Origin of the sequence: uncultured Tenacibaculum sp. (assembly GCF_947495995.1) — a bacterium.
Classification (GTDB): domain Bacteria; phylum Bacteroidota; class Bacteroidia; order Flavobacteriales; family Flavobacteriaceae; genus Polaribacter.
Genome location: NZ_CANMAX010000003.1, coordinates 333,837 through 354,524, shown reverse-complemented (window position 1 = coordinate 354,524; position 20,688 = coordinate 333,837). Strand labels below are relative to the sequence as shown.

Below are 20,688 nucleotides of genomic sequence, written 5' to 3'. Positions count from 1 at the left end.
CTTTACCACCCAAACACTACCTTTCTGTTATTTTTGCTACCTATTGATTACAAGAGGCAACTACTATATTTTTTAACATAAAATATTTAGTACATTCGCATTGATTTTTTATTCAAATTATGAAAGACTTTAGTTTCAAAAAATGGAACATAATCTTAGGATGGGTTTCATTTGGTATTGCACTTATAACGTACACCTTAACTTTAGAACCTACTGTTAGCTTCTGGGATTGTGGAGAGTATATTTCCACCGCAGTTAACTTAGAAGTAGGTCACCCACCTGGTGCTCCGTTATTTCAAATGTTAGGTGCATTTTTTGCAATGTTTAGTAGCGATCCTAGTAACTGGGCATTTATGGTAAACTTCATGTCTGGATTAGCCAGTGCATTCACTATTCTTTTTATGTTCTGGACAATCACTAATCTTGCAAAAAGATTAGTAGATAAAAATGGACAATTTACTACTGGTGAAAAAATTGCTGTTTTGGGTAGTGGATTAGTAGGGTCTTTAGCTTATACGTTCTCGGATAGTTTTTGGTTTAGTGCTGTAGAAGGTGAAGTATATGCTATGTCTTCTTTCTTAATGGCTGTTTTATTTTGGCTAGGTTTAAAGTGGGAAAGCGAAATGAATTTACCTCGAGGTAACAAATGGTTAATTCTTATTAGTTATGTGGTTGGTTTATCTTTTGGAGTTCACATTTTATCTTTATTAGTGATACCATCGATTGTAATGCTTTATTTCTTTAAGAATTACAAAGAAATCAATATCAAAACTACTTCAATTGCAACTGTTGTTTCAATTTTAGTTTTAGCTTTTGTATTTAAGTTTTTATTTCCTTTTACATTAAAATTCTTTAGTGCTTCAGAGTTATTCTTTATTAATTCTGTAGGACTTCCTTATAATTCTGGAACAATAATCGCAGGATTAGTTTTAATCGGATTATTTGTTTACGGATTACATTACACAAGAAAAAAACAACTAGTATTAGCTAACACTGCAATTTTATCGATCTTATTTATCATGATCGGATTCTCTTCTTGGTTAATGTTACCAATTAGAGCTAATGCTGATACTATTATTAATGAAAACAATCCTTCTAGTGCAAGAGAACTATTAGCGTACTATAACCGTGAACAATATGGTGATGCAAATGTATTTTACGACAAGTACTATTCTTTTGCTTATAAAAAAGAACAAGAAAGAGATGCTTCTGGAGATGAAATTTATGTAGATGATAAACCTAAATACGAAAAGATTAAAGGAAAGTATGAAATTGTAAACCAATACAAAAATGCTGTTCCAAAATGGTCTGGTAAACATAAAGGTTTCATCCCTAGAATGGTTGATCCAAACGCAGAGCAATACTATAAGCAAATTGCCGGTATTCCTGCACGTAGTAGAAGACGACCAACTTTTACCGAGAACTTAAAGTTTATGTTTAATTATCAGTTTGGTTATATGTACGGTCGTTACTTTATGTGGAACTTTGTAGGTAGACAAAACGATATTCAAGGACATTTAGACAATAACGGAAATTGGTTAAGTGGTATTAAACCTATAGATGAATTCTTTGGAATTCCTCAAGAAAAACTACCTGACGATGTAAAAAACAATAAAGGTAGAAACACGTATTTCTTCCTACCTCTACTATTAGGTATTATTGGTTTATTATATCATGTAAAAGAAGACAAGAAAAGATGGTATACACTAGGTTTATTCTTCGTTTTCACTGGTTTTGCCATTATTTTCTATACCAATCCTAAACCTTTTGAACCAAGAGAACGTGATTATGCTGTAGTTGGTTCTTTCTATGTATTTGCTATTTGGATTGGTTTTGGAGTTTTAGCAATTTACGAAGCTTTAAAAATGTATGGCAAAAAACCTATTATCGCTTTAGCCATATCTATAGTTTCTTTATTGAGTGTACCTGCTTTAATGGGATTCCAAAACTGGGATGATCATGATAGAGCAGATCGTTATATAGCACAATTAAACGCTCAAACGTATTTAGAAAGTTGTGATCCAAACGCTATTATATTTACTATTGGTGATAACGATACGTTCCCGCTTTGGTACATGCAACAAATTGAAGGAGTACGTAGAGATATTAAAATAATCAACACTAGTTTATTCGCTACGGATTGGTATATCGATCAAATGAAGAAGAAAACATATGATGCAGATCCAATACCTTCAAAACTACAACATCATCAGTATAAATATGGAACATTAGATGTTGCTTATTATTTTGAGCATCCTAAATTAAAAGATTCAGTAATTCCTTTGAAATCTTTTATGGATTGGATTGCTACAGATCATGAAGCTACATATTTTGAAACTCAAAACGGATTAAAAGAGAAATTATTCCCAACAAAAGGAATAAGGATTCCAGTAAACAAAGAGAATGCTTTAAAATCTGGAATTGTATCTCCAAAAGATGCTGATAAAATTGTGGATTACATTGATATTGAAATTGATGATGTTATCACTAAGAATAGAATTTTGATGCTTGATATCTTAAATAATTTTGACTGGAAAAGACCTATTTATTTTACAGGTGGAGCTGGTGCAGATGAAGAATACATTTGGTTAAAAGATTATTTACAATTAGACGGAATGGCTTATAAATTGGTTCCTATTAGAACTCCAATTGCTGGTCGATCTATGTTTGACATGGGTAGAATAGATCCTGAAAAAATGTATAACAACGTTAAAAAATGGGATTGGAAAACTATTAATAACGGAGAAATATATTTAGACGAACAAGCAAAACGTAATGTAATTTCTTTACGAAATAACTTAATGCGTTTATCAGAAGAATTCTTAATCAAAGGAGATACAGCTACAGCTAAAGAAGTTCTAGATTTATCTGTTCACAAAATGCCGATTAAAGATTTCGGTCACTATAGCATTTCTTTAGGTTATCCAGAGTTATATTATAGAATTGGTGATAAAGATAAAGCAAGGCAAACTGCAGAAACATTATTAGATATTTTCAATCAACAATTAGAGCATTACAGCACTTACGATGATATCGCTTACATCGCAGATGATTTAGAGACTACAATCTTTATGTATCAAAATATTTTATCTCAAATCAATCGATTTGATAAAGATGAAGCTTATCAAAATGCAGTTGATCAAATGTTTGAAAGTAAGATCAAATTACTCAATCATTTGATTCAAATGCCTGAAGAGGCACCAAACTTACCGGAATTAAACGAAGAAGAGCTTCAATTATTAGATTCCATAGAAATGCTTCAAAAGAAACTCGCAGATTCAATTCCTGCTAAATAAATTACCAAAGAGTGTCTAAAACAGGCACTCTTTTTTTATTCTACATTTTTTTGATAAAAATCACCAAATACATTTATCCCAAAAAACACCTTTCTTATTCCTCTATTTCGAGGCCTCATTGCATTTATTTCTAAAGCCGTCGTTTCTAAAACTAAATTTGATTATGAACCTTAAATCAGATAAAAATGAAACTACGAATTTATCCATCAATAGGAATTGCCAGACTTGGAAATGGTCCAACCAATAAAGCTGATGTAGTATTTACACCAGAAGTTCCATGGGCAAACTTATATGAAGAAAACTTAGAATTTCACACCAAAGACGGAGCTCTTAAAAAACAAGCACAACGTTTTTATATTTATGAATGTGACGATAACGGAAAACCAATTCGAAAAATAGATCCAGCTTCTTGTGATATTGAATGGACTGTTGAAGTTGCCAACAAAAAACCTTTCTGGTACGATTTTAATAATAGTTTAGATTTGTCTGTAAATACAGATAATCATAATTTAAGCCCTAATTTTTTCACTGAAAAAATCGCTCCAGGAATAAGTACTTCTAGAAGAAATCCGAATGTGCTTAACGAACAATTAATTAACGGTAAAGATTATGATTACAGAAAGGAATTGGTCAACAGTCCAGCTCCTACAACTATTACTTCTAAAAACACATCACCAGTAGCATTAGGCGGTAAATTTCCTTTTCCTTTAGAAGGACAAAACAATAGTTTTATTGCAAACGCAATGAACTTAAATGCTAGAGACGTAAACTTAGGAGCTATTGAATACGATGAAGGATCGCTTATTTTTTATCCGGGTGATGGAATTTCAGCAGCATTAAATCCTTCTGATTTAAACACTGATTTTGCTGATAATTCAAATTGGTACGATGATATTTGTGATGGAAAAGTAACTGCTAAAGTAACCATGAATGGAACAACTTATGAACTTAATGATGCTGATTCTGCTGCTTGGGTTGCTTCTGCTCCACCAGATTATGCTCCACAAATTCAACCTTTAGCGACAATGTACGATCTTATTTGTGGTATAGCTAACGAAAGTTTCACTACAGATTTTAGTTTAATATTCCCTGTTCTTTACAGATTATATAGAATGCAATGGGTTAACTTAAGTGATTTCCTTGCGCCTTCTTTTAGAGAAACTATAGATGAATTGACAACTGAAGAATTTAAAGCTTTATATAGTAATTCTGAAGCTGCACAACCTGTTCGTAATAAGATCTTCCAATTATTTAGAGATCCATTATACAACTATAACAACGAACCAATAATTCCTAGTAAGAGTAAAACAGACATCACAAATATTGGTAGTGGAACTCAAGAATTACAATATCCATTTTATCCTGGAGATGGAATTAATTACCCTGGGAGTCCAGCACAATGGTTTGCTATTCCTCCAGTTTTATATGATGAATTGAGAAAATGGAGAGATGGTAACTTTACTTCACTAGAAGGAGATTATACTACCATGGACGAGCTTGGAAAGCATTATCAAAATCAATATTTAGAAGCAGCTAAAGATCCAGCTAAAACAGCTTTATTAATGACTCGCTCCGTTTTAGAAACGTTATATGGTGGAGGATTCCATCCTGGTGTAGAATTAACATGGCCAATGCGACATGCACAAATGTATGCTGAAAACTCTTTAGCGTATGCAAACGTTACTCCTGGAAATTCTTTCTTCGGATTACGTGAAGTAAGAATTGGTGCAGCTACTCCAGAAGAACAAAGTCAAATATTTTATAATGATTTTGGATTTCAAATGAATTCTGATGATGTAAAAGAATCTATCAGCGGAAATAGTGACAAAGGTTGGTTATGGAAAAGTACGCCAGGTGATTTAACTAAATGGATGGGAATTCCTTGGCAATCGGATGCTGGTAGTTGCCAAAAAGTATTCTTAGATAGTCAATATCCAATTCCTGCTTGGTGGGCTGCAAATTTACCTGTAGATGTGCTTACTGAAGAAAGTTTAGTTGCCATGCGTAATTCTGAATTAAAACCTGAAACTATTCAATATGTTTATGCGAACAGACTTCCTTGGCTGATGACTACTGACACTGGTTATGTTGGTTATCATGCAGAAGGTGGTTACATGAACGGCCTAATTAACATGGTATACAAATGGAAAAATGTTGGTGTTGTTGCTGGTAGAAAATCTAATGTAAACGGAATTCCAGAACTTGTTTATGTAGCTTCTGAAAGTAAAAATGTAAAAGATATAACTTCTGTATTTTTAGGAAAAGCTATTCCTGCTAAACCTGTGAGATTAGCTCCTCCAAGTGTATTTTATTCAAACACAAGAGAAATGGTGTGGATTCCAGAAAACGCATCTGCATTCTTATCGTCTAATCTTGAAGGAACAGGTAATGTTTATGTTGACGATGTTTTTGAAATGAAAATTAACGGTAATACTGTTTTTACTCACGATTTCAGCAATAATTGTAGTGGAAAAATTACTCCTGAAGCTCCAATTGATATTACATCTAACTTACAAGAAGCTGCCAATTCATTTGTTACGATAGAAATAAATTATATCGATAAATGTGGTGGATCTGAAGGTTCTTCTGAATTCTTTTTAATCTTTAAATAATACACCATAATGAGTCCTGAACTTTTAAACACCGATGTTTTAATTGTTGGAAAAGGAGTCTCAGGACTCATTTTACAATTACTATTAGAAAAGAAAGGAATCCATAGTATTCTTATTGATAAAGTTAATTCAAAACAAAATTTACCTTTAGCAGAAACTATTCCTCCTAGTACTTTAGAAATCTTAGATGAAATTGATCTCTTATCAGTTTTTGAGGCTTATTCAACAAAAACATATGGTTATCAATCAAAATGGAACAGCCCACAAATTAGCGATGAAAATTTCTTCTTAAAAGGAAAATTTAGCAATGGTCTAAAAATCAATAAACAGAAAATCAGTACTGCTTTAGCAGAAAAAAGCAAACACATTATTCAAATCAAAGATATTTCGGAGATATCAATAAAAGACAGCAATAATAGTTTATCTGTAAAAGGACTTAATAATAAACTTGCAACTATCAATTGCAATTTAATTATCGATGCAACTGGACGAAAAAGGTATATCTTAAAACAAGCCAATATCGAAAATATTGAATATGATAATAACTTGGCTTATTTATGTTATTTACCTAAAACAGGACCAGAATTAAAATACGGCTTTTTCACTGAATCTTTCAGTAATGCTTGGGGAACAATTTCGGATTTAAATGAAACAACGAGAATTGTTTCTTTATACACCACAAAAGAAAATAAACTTTATAAGGATTTTAAAGATTATAAAAAATGGAATACTTTACTTAACGAAACATCTTTTTTAAAATACTGTATGCCTACAAAAGGGAATTTTAAAGTTTTTGGTAAACAAGCTAACTCTTCTATTCCATCACAAATTGTATTTCAAAATGTATTAAGTATAGGCGATGCTGCCATGGCTTTTAATCCTATTTCTTCTCACGGAATTTCAAATGCTATTTACACCGCGAAAGAAGCAGCTACAACTATTGAAAAACATTTAAACGGTAATGACAAAAGTCTGAAAGACTACGAAGAAAAAATGTATGCGATATTTAACGAATATATCAGACACAAAGAAAAATTATTTCAGCTACACTAGACCATAAAACAAAAGAGTCACCATAAGGCAACTCTTGTTATTCTATATAGTGAATTTATATGTATTTCTGTACTAAACCAATTAAGGTATTTGCATCTTGCTCTCCTGTTTTTCTCCACATCATTTCTCCATTTTTATAGATAATGAATGTAGGATTTCCTTTTACTTTTAATGCAGATGCTAAAATTTCGTTCTTTTTAATATCAATTTTTATCACCTTAGCTTTATCTCCTAAAGCAGCAGCAACATCTCGAAGTGTATCGATATTATTTTCAGAATCGTCCCAGTCGAAATAAAAATCTATCAATACCGGTTTTTTAATATTAATGATTTCTCCAAACTTTGTCATTTGTTAAAAAATTTTAACTATACAGTGTCTAAAATTACTATTTTTTTATTAAGAACCCATAAAAACACTGGAAAAAAGCTGAAAATCAAGCTTTTTTTAACTCAATAACTGTGATTTCTGGCCAAATACCTACTCTTCCAGGGAAAGCATGATACCCAAAGCCTCTGTTTACGTTAATATAACGACCAAATTCTTCGTACAATCCTGCCCATTGTTTGTATACATATTGAGATGGACTCCAACGTAGAAAACCTGGAATTTCGATTCCAAATTGTAATCCATGCGTATGACCACTTAGAGTTAATTGGTAATTAAAATCGTCTTCCTTTACTTTTAACTCCCAATGTGTTGGATCGTGACTCATCAATACTTTAAAATCTTCTTTTTTAATTCCTTCAGAAGCCTTTTGTAAATCACCTTCTTTTTTAAATCCTTTTCCCCAGTTTTCAACTCCCACTAAAGCAATTCGCTCTCCATCTTTCTCTATATATCTGTTTTCATTTAGTAGTAATTCAAAACCAATCTTTGGATGAATATCTTTTATCGCTTGAAAATTAGCTTCTTTATCAGCATCAGTTTTCCACGAAGAATAATCTCCATAATCATGATTTCCTAAAATTGAATATTTTCCTCGAGGTGCTTTCAATTGCTTAAACACATCAATCCAATCATCCATTTCATGAGCGAAATTATTTACAATATCACCAGTAAATAAAATCATATCCGATTGTTGTTGATTGATTAAATCAACTCCGTACTGAATCTTTTCTTTATTATCAAAACTTCCCGAATGAATATCGGTAATTTGAGTTATTGTAAAACCATCGAATGCTTCTGGTAAATCTTTAAAAGCTAACTGATATTTTAAAACTTTATAGTTATACTTCCCTCTAAAAATTCCATACAACATACTTGCAAAAGGAATTGCTGCTAAACCTAAAGCTAACTGAGCTACAAACTTTCTTCTTCCTGCAAGAGGTTTTGTTGCTTCGCTAGATACCATTGAAATTCCTTTTTGAAAAAGTCGTACAATGTCTTCACCAAACATTATAAGTACAATTACAACTTTTGGTAGTAATGCTAATAACATAAACCCAGCTGCCCATTGAAATTGTCTTGTTTGCCCAGAACTTCTATCTGAAGATATAATTGTATAGAAGAAATTAATGTAAGCCACTAAACTTAAGCCAAACCATAAATATCTTAACAATCTATTTTTAGTGACCATTTTTACAGCTTGAAATGTATAAATTTCGAACACTGCAATAACTAATGACACCAATACAATAAAAATCAACCACCTAGGCATATGTTATAATTTTAAAAACCTCGCAAAGATACGGTGATTAGCTGTATTAATTTTTGAAGTAATTGTGAATATTTACATAAAAAACATAACGAGATTTTAGAATCTATTCAATATTTCTAATCAATTGGTTAATATCGCTTTCTAAATTTTGTTGGACTTTCATCTGTTTTCTGTTTGAAAAACTTAGAAAAGTTAGCATAATCTTCAAAACCTAATTCATAAGCAATTTCTGCAAGTGATAATTTACTATGCACTAAAAAACGTTTGATTTCTAGCACAATTCTCTCGTGTAACAAATGAGTAAAAGTCTTTCCTAATACTTTTTTTGTTATTCTGTTTAAATGACGTACTGTAATATTTAATTCTTCAGCATAAAACAAAGCTCTCCTTTCAGTTTTGTAATACTCTTCTATTAACACATTCAATTTCTCAACAACCAGTAAATCATTTGCCGACTGACTTTGATCTGGAATTGTATTTTCATTAAAAATTCTTAAGAAATCGATGTACAGCAAATTCACTAAACTTAATAAACGAGCTCTTTTAAAAGCTAAATCATTACTATATTCTTCGTAGATATTTTTGAATACAGATGTAAAATGAACAGCTTTATCTTCCGAAAGATCTAAGTAAGATTTATTCAATGTGTAAAAAGGAAATTCATTTAAATGTAATTCACTCATACTTAAACTAAAGAATTCAAACGTATGAAAAAAGATATATCCTTTAACCGTAGAAGAGAAACTCCAAAAATGAGTCTGACCAGGTTTTAAAAAGAAAACTCTACCTGGTTTTATATTGTAATTATGAAAATCTATTTCATGAATTCCTTCTCCTTCAACTATAAAAACACATAAATAGAAGTCGTGTTTATGAGGCTTTTCAAAATGATGCACATTCTTTTTTAAATGTACGTCTAAATGATTGCTATAAAAGTAATCTTTAGCTGATGACTGCTGTTTAAAATTATTAATATTCAGAATAGGAATCATAGAAAATGTCTCGATAATACAAAAATAAACAACTTTCGTATAAGTCTATTTTAAGACGGTACTTATAATTTTGCCTCAAAATAATTTACATGAAGTCTTTAATTAATATACTCTCAAACAAATGTCCTAATTGCAAAAAAGGTCATGTTTTTAAGACTTCTATTTTCAATCCGTTTAGTATTGGAAAAATGGACCAAAATTGTAGTCATTGTGGATTTACCTACGAAAAAGAACCTGGTTTCTTTTTTGGTGCAATGTATGTAAGTTATGCTTTAATTGTTGCAGAAAGTGTAGCTACATTTGTTATACTACGATTATTACTAAACTTAAATTGGTTTGTTAGTTTTGGTGGTATTGTTGCTCTATCTTTATTTTTATTTGCTGTAAATTTTAAACTATCTCGTGTCATTTGGATTTATATTTTTCATTCCGAAAAAGACAAGAAGAACTCTTAAAAATTCAACACGTACTTACTACATAAAAGTTAAGGCTTCTTTATTCATTCTTTGTTAATTTCAGCAGAAAAATCAGCTTACTTCAATTAGAAACAACTATTGTTTAAGTTCTAATTCTTAACAATTCTATCGATTCATAATTTACAGTACGCTTGTATTGTTTCCAATTTTCATGTAATTCTCTCGCAGAGCAACTAACTATTTTGTAGTTTTACAATCTTCAATTCTATATAACTAATGGATACTAAAAAACGACTTTTTTTATTAGATGCATACGCACTTATTTTTAGAGGTTATTATGCCTTTATTAAAAATCCAAGAATAAACTCTAAAGGACTAGACACTTCGGCTATTTTAGGTTTTATGAATTCTTTATTAGATGTTATCAAAAGAGAAAAGCCAGACTATTTAGCTGTATGTTTTGATCGTGGAGGAAGTGTAGATAGAAATGAAATGTTCCCTGAATATAAAGCGAACCGACAAGAAACTCCAGAAGCAATTCGTATTGCTGTTCCGTATATAGAACAAATTTTAGAAGCCATGAACATTCCTGCAATTGTAAAGGAAGGTTATGAAGCTGATGACATTATTGGAACACTAGCCAAAAAAGCTGAAAAGGAAGATTTGGTTACTTATATGGTAACTCCTGATAAGGATTATGCACAGTTAGTTTCTGAAAACATTTTCATGTACAAACCACCAAGAATGGGGAATGGTTATGAAAAATGGGGAGTTGAAGAAGTTCAAAAAAAGTTTGAAGTTGAACGACCAGAGCAAGTAATTGACTTTTTAGGAATGATGGGAGATTCTGTCGACAACATTCCTGGTTTGCCTGGTGTTGGAGAAAAAACAGCTAAAAAATTCCTTGCCGCTTATGGAAGTATGGAAGGCTTGTTTGAAAACATTCATGAGCTAAAAGGTAAAATGAAAGAGAAAGTAGAAGCGAATCAAGAATTAGGTTTACTTTCTAAAAAACTAGCAACAATTATGCTCGATGTTCCTGTTGAATTAGAACAGGATAAACTAATTTTTGAGCAACCAGATATAGAAAAGACAAAAGCGATTTTTACTGAACTTGAGTTTAGAAGATTAACAGATAATTTCTTAAAAACTTTTGGAGCAACACCTGCAGCAGATACTACTACAGCTACAAAGACTGTATCAAAAGCTTCTAACCCAGCTCAGTTTGATTTGTTTGCTACTCCAGGAGGAGGAAATAAAACTGAAGAAATTAATGGTTTCAGAACCATAAACAATACATCTCATTTCTATCAATTGGTGAACACACCACTTTCTAGAAAATTATTACTTTCTAAATTATTACAACAAACTTCGGTTTGTTTTGATACTGAAACTACAGGTTTAAAAGCTTTAGAAGTAGAATTAATTGGTATTGCTTTTTCTTGGGAAGCTGGCAAAGGTTATTATGTAGCTTTTCCTGAAGATCAAGAAGAAACTCTAACTATTTTAAATGAGTTCTTACCATTCTTTGAAAATGAAAAGATTGAAAAGATTGGTCATAATATAAAATACGACATTAAAGTATTATCTAATTATAATATTCCTGTAGAAGGGAAATTGTTTGATACTATGATTGCTCATTATCTGATTAATCCAGATATGCGTCATGGTATGGATATTCTTGCAGAAACATACTTAAATTATCAAGCTGTTCCTATTACTGATTTAATTGGTAAAAAAGGGAAAAACCAGCTTTCTATGCGTGTTGTTGAATTAGAAAAACAAACAGAATACGCTGTAGAAGACGCAGATATTACGTTACAATTAAAAGAACACTTTGTTAAAGAATTAGCAGAAGGAAAACTTACTAAACTTTTTAATACTGTAGAATTACCTTTAGTTTCTGTACTTACCGCTATGGAAATTGAAGGAATTAACTTAAATACTGAATATTTAGGTTCATTCTCTAAAGAACTTTCTAGTGAAATTGAAAGCTTAGAGAAATCTGTTTACGAACAAGCTGGTGAAGAATTTAATATTGCTTCACCAAAACAATTAGGTCCGATTTTATTTGAAAAATTAAAATTAGTAGACAAACCTAAGAAAACAAAAACGGGACAATATTCTACTGCAGAAGATATTTTATCAGCTTTAAAAGAACATAAAATTGTTGCTGATATTTTAGAATACAGACAATGTAAAAAACTACAAAGTACTTATGTTGATGCGTTACCAAATGAATTAAATCCGAAAACGAATAGAGTTCATACTGTATACGCACAAGCTGTAGCTGCAACAGGAAGATTGAGTTCTAATAATCCGAACTTACAGAATATTCCTATTCGCACAAAACGCGGACAAGAAGTTCGTAAGGCTTTTATTCCGAAAGACGAAAATTATACCTTATTAGCTGCCGATTACAGTCAGATAGAACTTCGAATTATTGCTGCGTTAAGTGAAGAAGAAACTATGATTAAAGCTTTCCAAGACGGAGAAGATATTCATGCTTCTACAGCCGGAAAAGTATTTAATGTAGCACTAGATGAAGTTACTCGTGAACAACGTAGTAATGCAAAAACTGTAAACTTCGGAATTATTTATGGTGTTTCTGCCTTCGGATTAAGTAATCAAACAAATTTAACGCGTTCAGAATCTAAAGAATTAATTGAAGCTTATTATAAAACATATCCAAAACTAAAAGCTTACATGGCAAAACAAGTAGATTTTGCTCGTGATAATGGTTATGTGGAAACTGTTCTTGGAAGAAAACGTTATTTGAAAGATATTAATTCTAGAAACGCAATTGTACGTGGTGCAGCAGAACGAAATGCCGTAAATGCTCCTATTCAAGGAAGTGCAGCAGACATCATTAAATTAGCCATGATTAATATTCATGAACGATTTAAGAAAGAAGGATTTAAATCAAAAATGTTATTACAGGTACATGATGAATTGGTTTTTGATGCTCATAAAGACGAATTAGAAACGATTAAACCAATTATTAAACATGAAATGGAAAATGCTTTTAAACTAGCTGTTCCTTTAGATGTTGAAATTGGTTTAGGAGAAAATTGGTTAGAAGCGCATTAAATTAAATTACGATAGATTCACAATCATTCTTTTATAATCCATTAAAGAATAATTGTAGTTTTTGCGATCTTTATTTATAATGTTTGATATTCTATTACTATTTATAAAAAAAACACAAAAATAAAAGTCTATTTTTTTCTCCTTAATAGATACTCCAGTATTAAATAAATCTAATTTGTCTAAACTATTAGGCGTAATGCTATTTAAATTAAATGGTAAAAAAATGGTAGCAAAATCCGTAAAACCAAAAGTTGAAATTTTTTGATTGATAATATTTTTATCTACTGCCTTATTTATCACATCTATTATTTTAGCATATTCTCGAAAAAATTCATTCGAATTAGAACTTTTGTTAAAATAATTTTCTAAGGCCATTTTTATACTTTGTTTTTTAAAAATTAAATCTAAAAAACTATCGAAAATCTGTAATTCAAATTCTTTAATTATTAGTAAATACAATGTTAATAATGTTTCAAATAAAGTTCCTGAGTTTTCAGTAATGATATTAGGCAAATTATAAGTTTCGTTATTTTGCTCTTTTAAAGATGTAATTAATGAATATTTATTTAAAATTTTCTTTATTCTTCTAGGGTTTTCAAACTTTAAAGCTTTTAAAAATATTGTTATTTCATTAGGTAAATCTATTTTTTCACCATTGACATCAAAATACTCCTCTTTATTAAAATATGTTTTAATAAGCTTACTTATATCATTTTCCTTAGGCATTGAAAAAGATATATCAAACACCTTTTCTAAATACTCATTTGCTTTCACAACATCTTTATATTTAGTTTTCACTGCTTCATCTACTGCTTTTTTATCTATTCCACACAAGAAAATAGTTTTCTTTCCGTAAGTAAAAAATAATTTAATTGCCGATAATAAATTCAAAACATTTTCTGGTTCACAACGATCTAAGTCATCTATAAAGACAATATTATATTTTGGACATTTATCACACTCTGTTATCTTATTCTCCCATGATTCAAAATCTTCTTTGAATCTCTGCTTCAATTCAAAAAACGAATTCTCTTCAACACTTTCTATAATTTTATCTGAATTAATATTAAAAACAGGAGTTTTAAATGTAATTGATCTTGCAAAACCTTCTAAAAGTTTAGCTCCATTCTTAAAAAAGGTATCGACTTTAGTATCTGATTTATAATTCAAAAACTCTAATAAAGATTTTGGTAAGTTGTGATCACTTTCATATTCCCACGCTTCAAAGAAAAAAGTATTGAAGGAATCTTTTAATTCTTCTTCTAAATATTTCATTAAGGTACTTTTTCCACTTCCCCATTCTCCATATAATGCAAAAAATTTAACTCTATTAAAATCATGTTTATGAGTTAGAAAAAAATTTTTGATGATATCTCCTTTGGTTAATATTCCTATATAATCGTTTTCTTTGGTTAATTTATCTATTGGTAAGTTCGGGAGTATTTTAGCCATTCTTTTTTTTTCTTAAAAATAAGAATTCATTTATGTTACTAAAGCATAAAGTCGTTTTTCTAATATTTACACCAAAAGTTATCAACACGAAAACGTGATAGTGCTAAACTTTAAGATTTCCATTTATTTTTCACTGTTTTTTTCTTGTAAATTTAAAATTCAACAGGTTTTATTAAATAAAACCCAAAAGAGTTATGAAAGATTTATGAAGTTTTAATTTCATATGAATTGCTAGAAATTTCATTTTTCACTCTTTCCTATTATACACTCAAATCGATGATTTCAGCATTTGAAAACATCTATTAAAAATAGATTGCGCAATCCAGACCAATAAAAAGTAAACGTCTTTAAACTTCACTTTTATCTTATATAGCGGAAACCGAAAAGCTTACGAGTAGGTAATAAATTAAATCAAATAAAAATGAAAAATGATTTTTTAAACAAAGTAAAAGGAGCAATTCTTTTATCTAAGGAAGAGTCTAAAACAATCTCTGGAGGATACGATTATAACTACGATTACAGCTGTTTCTTCGTTTGTTGTCCAAGTAGCGTGTCTCAAAGTCATGGAGTTATTAATGTAAACGGATGTACTAACGACAGACGTTATAAATATTACGCACCACAATTTGCTTCTAATTACTGTGTAAGCTGTTAAGCAAACAATTCAATTATATAGAGATGAGTTTTACTCATCTCTTCTTCATCTTGTAAAACCTTACCTATTATGATTGTACAAAGTTTTTGGTCTAAACCTTTTTTAAAAAACTCTAACCATCCGAACGCTCGATTTAAAGGAGGTTGGTTAGACGAAAAATACTTCTACTATAGTATTGCTTTAAGCTGTTTAAAATTTAAAGAACATTATGGTGAAATTACATTGTATACTGACGAATACGGAAAGAAAATACTTGGTGATATTCTAGACTTACCTTACACAGAAATTCATACTACACTAGATGAATTAAATGAATTTGATGCCAATCTTTGGGCATTACCAAAACTTTATACTTATAGTTTACAAGACAAACCTTTCATTCATGTAGATACTGATGTTTTTATTTGGGAGAAGTTTCCTGAAGCTAAAATAAATGGAGCTATTTTTTGTCAGAATATAGAAGACAATTACCCTGTTTATCAAGAAACATTAGATGCTATTTTAAAAATATTTGATTTCGTTCCAACAGAAATTATAAACTCTTTGTATAACAACAAAAGAATCTTGGCTTTTAATGCTGGAGTTATTGGTGGAAACAACACTGATTTTTATAAAAAACTCCATGCAAAAGCTTTAGAAATGATTCATAAAAACGAGCATTTATTCCCAAAAATAGATGTTGGAATGTTTAATATGATATTTGAGCAATTCTTAGGTCATGCTATTGCGAGTAAGAATGAAATTGAAATTCATTCATTACTAGAAAATGTAGATCCTAATTTCTCAAAACTGACCAATTTTCATCTTGCTGGTTTTCAAACAAATTATGTACACGCTATTGGTTACGCCAAAAAGTCGTTGCATGCTTGTGAACAAATCGAGGCTTTATTGATGTATGAATATCCTGAAGCCTATGAAAACATTACCAAAAAGGGAATTGAAAATTCACTTTGGGAAAATCGTTTTGAAATATCTGAACGAAGAAAAAAATATCTATTTAACGTATACGATTATCTAAGATCTAACGAAATAGAAACTTTATATAAAACTAAATTCAAATTAAACCCAACGGTAAAATTCACGGAAAGAGAAACTACTTCTGTGTTAGAATTTATAAGTCCGCAAATGAACAAAGTTGAAATACTTGAACTTGTTGATTGGGAAAATCTAGTTTTCTACTTTGAAGAAGAAATTTCAACCGTAGATTTATGTAATCAATTGTTAGCAGACGACGACATCAAACAAACGTACACTCCAAGTCAATTGCATGAAAAGGTATTCTCTTTCATTCTTGATAAGTGTATTTTACAAGAAATTCTAATTCCTGAAATATTTCAAGAAAACGATTATAAAACACTTTTTTTAAGTCAGAATTTTGTGAACTCTGTTTTGTAACTCAGGAATTACAAATTTTTCAAACCACGGATTTTTAGTTAACCAAAATCTATTTCTTGGTGAAGGATGTGGTAACGTAAAATACTTCGGTAAATAGGTCTCGTAATTATTTACCGTTTCCGTTAAAGTGCGTTTTGCTTTATCTTTCAGATAATAATTTTGAGCATACATTCCAATCAACAAGATCAGCTCTACATTAGGCATTTTATCCCATAATAATTGATGCCATTGCGGAGCACATTCTTTTCTTGGTGGTAAATCTCCTGATTTTCCTTTTCCTGGATAACAAAATCCCATAGGCACTATTCCAAAAAGAGATGTATCATAAAACTGTTCATCGGTAACATTTAACCATTTACGTAATTGTCTTCCACTCGGATCGTTCCAAGGAATACCTGTATTATGTACTCTTGTTCCTGGAGCTTGACCTATAATAATGATTTTAGAATTTGCACTTGCCTCCACTACTGGTCTAGGTTCTAAGTAGTTTTCACAGATTGTGCAGCCTTTAATTTCTTGAAGTAATTGTTTCATTGGATTATTAACATAAAAAAACACTTATTACTTAGTCGGTAATAAGTGTTTCCGTTAACGGTTTTTCTTTTAATTTCTTAAAGCGTAGCTCGCTCCACTCCCGAAGTCTGCTAATAGTCCGAATAAACTTCTAAAAAAACCACTAACTCTCTTAAGTAATAATTTCCCCATGATAGTTAATAATTTAAAATAATCCCAATACAAAGATACACAGAAGGTTGCGTTTTTTTTAAGGTTTTTTCCTATTTTGTATTAAATGTTTAGAAATACTTATAAATGGACAAAAATTTAACATATTTTGCACCACTCTGATTATCAACACTATAATTTCAAGAAATTATCGAACGCAAAATAGTATGGCTGATCTTTAAACATCGGTAAATCAACACTTTCTGCATTTGCTATACCAACACCGGCATACCAAACTTTTGCATTCAATTTTTTGGCATGAGCTAAAAAGGTTTCCATCCAAATGGTATCGTACTCATTTGGGTTTTGAAGATTATTCGTTGCTTTAACAATTACAAAAATAGTTGGCTCGCCTTTTTTAAAAAGAACAAACTGTGGATGTTTTTTAAGTTCGCTATTTACAGCTACAAACTCATACCCCATCTCTTGTAATTTTTTCCCTACAATATTCATTGCCAAATTATGCAACTCTTGTTTTGTAAGTGCTTTCATTACTTCTTTCTATTTTTCTTATTGTAATTCTTATCTCCTCTTGTTTTAGGTTTCTTATACTTTTTCGCGATCTCACGACGATAACTTCCACCTAAGTTTACTTTCTTATTTTTTTCTTTCTTCTCATGAAAAGCAGGACCCGGAACATATTCTTGTGAAGTTCTATTTCTAGATTGTGATTTATCTTCTTTAGGTCTTTCTTCTTCTGTAAGTTCTTTTGAAATAACAACTTGTTCAGGAATCTCTAGCTTTGGAATGGTATAATCCATTAGCTCTTCAATTCTAGCTTTTGCTTCTTGCTCTTTTTCGGTTGCTAATAAAATAGATTTTCCTTTATGTTCTGCCCTACCCGTTCTACCAATTCTGTGCATGTAGTTTTCTGGATAATGCGTCGGATTAAAGTTGATAACATGAGAAATCTCTTGTAAATCTAATCCACGTGCAATAACATCTGTAGCAATTAAAATTCTATGTTTTCCTTCATTGAAGTTTTCAATAGATTTAATCCTATAATTCTGAGTTTTATTCGAATGAATTACACAGTTATGCCCAGGAAATTCTTCTTCTAATAAGTTAAAAATGCGATCGGCATTTCTTTTATTAGGAGCAAATATTAATACTTTATGATATTCATTTTTATCGAAAAGTAAATAGTTAATTAAATTAATTTTCGTGTAAAAGTTAGGAATATCGTATGTCGTTTGTTCAATATTATCTAATGGTGTTCCACTAACTGCAATTGCAATTTTTTGTGGCGCAACAAAGAAATCATCAATTAAAGCTTCAACATCTTCAGTCATGGTAGCAGAAAACATTATGTTTTGTCTTCTCCCTGGTAATAAATCAAAAATGTTTAATAATTGAAAACGGAATCCTAAATCTAGCATTACATCAACTTCATCAATTACTAATTTCTGAATTGATTTCATCTTTAACACTCTACTTAATGCTAAATCGTAAAGTCTACCTGGAGTTGCAACTATAATATCGCAACCTTCAGCAACAGCTTGTTTATGCCTATTTAAATTTACACCTCCATACACTCCTAAAACTCGAAGTGTCATATACTTTGCTAATTTTTCTATTTCATCAACAACCTGTATTACAAGTTCTCGTGTAGGAACTAAAATAAGCACTCTTGGATTTAACTGCTTAGAGAATTTTAAATCGCGTAAAATTGGTAAAATGTATGCGAATGTTTTTCCTGTACCTGTTTGTGCTATTCCAACCACATCTTTTCCTGATCTTACTACAGGAAATGCCTGAACCTGAATAGGTGTAGGATGCGAAAACCCTAAATCTTCAATTGAGTTTCGTAATGGATTTGATAAATCTAAATCTTCGAAAGCTGTCATTTAACTTAATTTCCGCAAAGGTACAACCAATATTTCGTATATTTATGTTGATAAATAGTAATGTAGATGAATACACCAAAACGTTTAGAACAGGCTTTAATTAAATTGTATAATGCATTCCATAATAATGAATTGAATCCTGAATGTTGTTCGGCTTGTGCTGTAGGAAATATTCTAGATAATCATGATAGTTGGAAACATTTATCTGATGAACACGGTTCTACTGAATTAAGTTATGTAGGAAGAGTTCATCAAAAATTAGGTAGAAAATTTAACGGTTATAGTCCTTTAGAACTTTTACATACTGAAAAAGTTTTTTTAGAAGCTTGTGGTTTTACAGTACCACTTTGTCACTACAATGAAAAACCTTTAAACCCAACTAGCAAAGACACTTTATTTAACGGATTATGTGCTGTTGTTGATTACTTATGTCAATTAGAAAACATTTCGAATGTGATGGACTATTCAAGAATTTTTGAATTTGAAAATGAAGATCCTGTTTATCAATTTGATGTAATTTACAACTAAACATTTTTATTCATTTTTAAAGTTTGGTTATAATAATATTATAGCTACTTTCACTTTTTCATGAGTTTAAAAAACAGTGCACTGGCTTTCATTAACAAAAAAGGAAGTTTAATTCGAAATTTACTGATATTAACACTCCTTTCATTATTCACAAGCCACTTAACAGATTACGATCCTGATGAAGGCTACAGTTTTCCTTTAATATCTACAATAAGTTCTATAATAATAGGAACTGTAATTGGTATTATAGCAGATCAAAACTTTAAATATTTTGAAAGAAAACAGTTGTTCAAAAACGTAAACTGGACAACCATTTCTTATTATGTGTTTTCAACTTTAGGATTCATTATTTTAGCCTATCTCCCTTTTTATTTCTTAGCCATTTGGTTTGCTGATGTTGAATTTCTTTTCTACTATTTCTTTATAGGTTTATTATTGACTTTACTATTAAGTATAATTGCCATTGCTTTACTTTATGGTGAAAAAATATACAAACTTCATAAGTTTGGTGTAATCCAAGGTCAGTTAACAATAAAGAAAAACGGAAAAACTTCTATAATTCCTTTTGATGACATAGCTTATTTCTACAGTCAAGAAAAGGTTGTTTATTTAGTTAAGAAAAATAATGAATCTGTTGTAACTGAATTTACACTTCAAAAATTAGAAGAACTATTAAATGATCAATTATTCTTTAGAGCGAATCGACAAGTTATTGTTCATATAAATGCTGTTGAAGAAATTATTTCCGGACAAAACGGAAAGTTAATTTTGTCCTTAGCACCAAATCCTTCAGATAAAAACTTATCAGAATTAATAATTAGCAGGTATAAAAAGAAAGAGTTTATGATTTGGTTTGAAAATAAGGTTGCTAACTAGTGTTTATTCAGTAATTATTTTACTACCATTCAGTAAAAACCCTCTGAAAAGCTGGGAAAAGTAGCTGTTTTTGATTTTTCTTCGCCATCGAAAAC

General features: G+C 30.4%; 16 protein-coding genes. 9 read left to right on the top strand and 7 right to left on the bottom strand.

The genetic code is table 11. The features are described 5' to 3' along the window. The first annotated feature begins 119 nt into the window (after positions 1–119). The 3 genes from Q1A15_RS10780 (at position 120) to Q1A15_RS10770 (ending at position 6,961) form a co-directional block, all read left to right on the top strand. Positions 120–3,296, top strand: coding sequence for a DUF2723 domain-containing protein (locus Q1A15_RS10780; protein WP_299623163.1), 3,177 nt, complete (start codon positions 120–122; stop codon positions 3,294–3,296). Between the two features lie 185 nt (positions 3,297–3,481). Beyond that, complete coding sequence (locus Q1A15_RS10775; RefSeq protein WP_299623160.1) at positions 3,482–5,908, top strand: LodA/GoxA family CTQ-dependent oxidase; 2,427 nt, start codon at positions 3,482–3,484, stop codon at positions 5,906–5,908. Between the two features lie 9 nt (positions 5,909–5,917). Further along, positions 5,918–6,961, top strand: coding sequence for an FAD-dependent monooxygenase (locus tag Q1A15_RS10770; RefSeq protein ID WP_299623157.1), 1,044 nt, complete (start codon positions 5,918–5,920; stop codon positions 6,959–6,961). Between the two features lie 55 nt (positions 6,962–7,016). On the opposite strand, the gene Q1A15_RS10765 is transcribed toward Q1A15_RS10770, so the two are convergent. The 3 genes from Q1A15_RS10765 to Q1A15_RS10755 form a co-directional block, all read right to left on the bottom strand. Further along, the gene (locus Q1A15_RS10765) at positions 7,017–7,310 is read right to left on the bottom strand and encodes a thioredoxin family protein (RefSeq protein ID WP_299623155.1); all 294 of its coding nucleotides are present in this window, start codon (positions 7,308–7,310) and stop codon (positions 7,017–7,019) included. Positions 7,311–7,395: 85 nt separating this feature from the next. Continuing rightward, on the bottom strand, positions 7,396–8,619 hold the full coding sequence (locus Q1A15_RS10760) for a metallophosphoesterase (RefSeq protein WP_299623152.1): 1,224 nt from the start codon (positions 8,617–8,619) through the stop codon (positions 7,396–7,398). 128 nt (positions 8,620–8,747) lie between these two features. After that, complete coding sequence (locus Q1A15_RS10755; RefSeq protein WP_299623149.1) at positions 8,748–9,611, bottom strand: helix-turn-helix transcriptional regulator; 864 nt, start codon at positions 9,609–9,611, stop codon at positions 8,748–8,750. 89 nt (positions 9,612–9,700) lie between these two features. Between Q1A15_RS10755 and Q1A15_RS10750 the strand changes: the two genes are divergently transcribed. Both Q1A15_RS10750 and polA read left to right on the top strand, forming a co-directional pair. Beyond that, the gene (locus Q1A15_RS10750; protein WP_299623146.1) at positions 9,701–10,066 is read left to right on the top strand and encodes a DUF983 domain-containing protein; all 366 of its coding nucleotides are present in this window, start codon (positions 9,701–9,703) and stop codon (positions 10,064–10,066) included. A 237-nt stretch (positions 10,067–10,303) separates the two neighbouring features. Further along, positions 10,304–13,117, top strand: coding sequence for a DNA polymerase I (gene polA, locus Q1A15_RS10745; protein WP_299623143.1), 2,814 nt, complete (start codon positions 10,304–10,306; stop codon positions 13,115–13,117). Positions 13,118–13,123: 6 nt separating this feature from the next. Here the strand turns inward: polA and Q1A15_RS10740 are convergent, their stop codons facing one another. Next, entirely contained in the window at positions 13,124–14,569 is a 1,446-nt protein-coding gene (locus Q1A15_RS10740; protein WP_299623141.1) for a P-loop NTPase fold protein, read from the bottom strand. A gap of 421 nt (positions 14,570–14,990) precedes the next feature. Between Q1A15_RS10740 and Q1A15_RS10735 the strand changes: the two genes are divergently transcribed. Together Q1A15_RS10735 and Q1A15_RS10730 are read left to right on the top strand one after the other, a co-directional pair. Continuing rightward, a complete protein-coding gene (locus Q1A15_RS10735; protein WP_299623138.1) occupies positions 14,991–15,224 on the top strand; it encodes a hypothetical protein in 234 nt (77 codons plus the stop codon). Between the two features lie 69 nt (positions 15,225–15,293). Continuing rightward, entirely contained in the window at positions 15,294–16,619 is a 1,326-nt protein-coding gene (locus tag Q1A15_RS10730) for a DUF6734 family protein (RefSeq protein WP_299623135.1), read from the top strand. On the opposite strand, the gene Q1A15_RS10725 is transcribed toward Q1A15_RS10730, so the two are convergent. The 3 genes from Q1A15_RS10725 to Q1A15_RS10715 form a co-directional block, all read right to left on the bottom strand. Next, the gene (locus Q1A15_RS10725; RefSeq protein WP_299623132.1) at positions 16,587–17,153 is read right to left on the bottom strand and encodes a uracil-DNA glycosylase family protein; all 567 of its coding nucleotides are present in this window, start codon (positions 17,151–17,153) and stop codon (positions 16,587–16,589) included. The genes Q1A15_RS10730 and Q1A15_RS10725 overlap by 33 nt on opposite strands. 321 nt (positions 17,154–17,474) lie before the next feature. Next, complete coding sequence (locus tag Q1A15_RS10720) at positions 17,475–17,834, bottom strand: Na(+)-translocating NADH-quinone reductase subunit F (RefSeq protein WP_299623129.1); 360 nt, start codon at positions 17,832–17,834, stop codon at positions 17,475–17,477. Continuing rightward, entirely contained in the window at positions 17,834–19,189 is a 1,356-nt protein-coding gene (locus Q1A15_RS10715) for a DEAD/DEAH box helicase (RefSeq protein ID WP_299623126.1), read from the bottom strand. Before Q1A15_RS10715 ends, Q1A15_RS10720 begins: the two co-directional genes overlap by 1 nt. Before the next feature lie 66 nt (positions 19,190–19,255). On the opposite strand from Q1A15_RS10715, the gene Q1A15_RS10710 reads away from it, so the two are divergent. Together Q1A15_RS10710 and Q1A15_RS10705 are read left to right on the top strand one after the other, a co-directional pair. Beyond that, complete coding sequence (locus Q1A15_RS10710; RefSeq protein ID WP_299623122.1) at positions 19,256–19,717, top strand: Na(+)-translocating NADH-quinone reductase subunit F; 462 nt, start codon at positions 19,256–19,258, stop codon at positions 19,715–19,717. Positions 19,718–19,777: 60 nt separating this feature from the next. After that, entirely contained in the window at positions 19,778–20,593 is an 816-nt protein-coding gene (locus Q1A15_RS10705; protein ID WP_299623120.1) for a LytTR family DNA-binding domain-containing protein, read from the top strand. Positions 20,594–20,688: the final 95 nt, after the last annotated feature.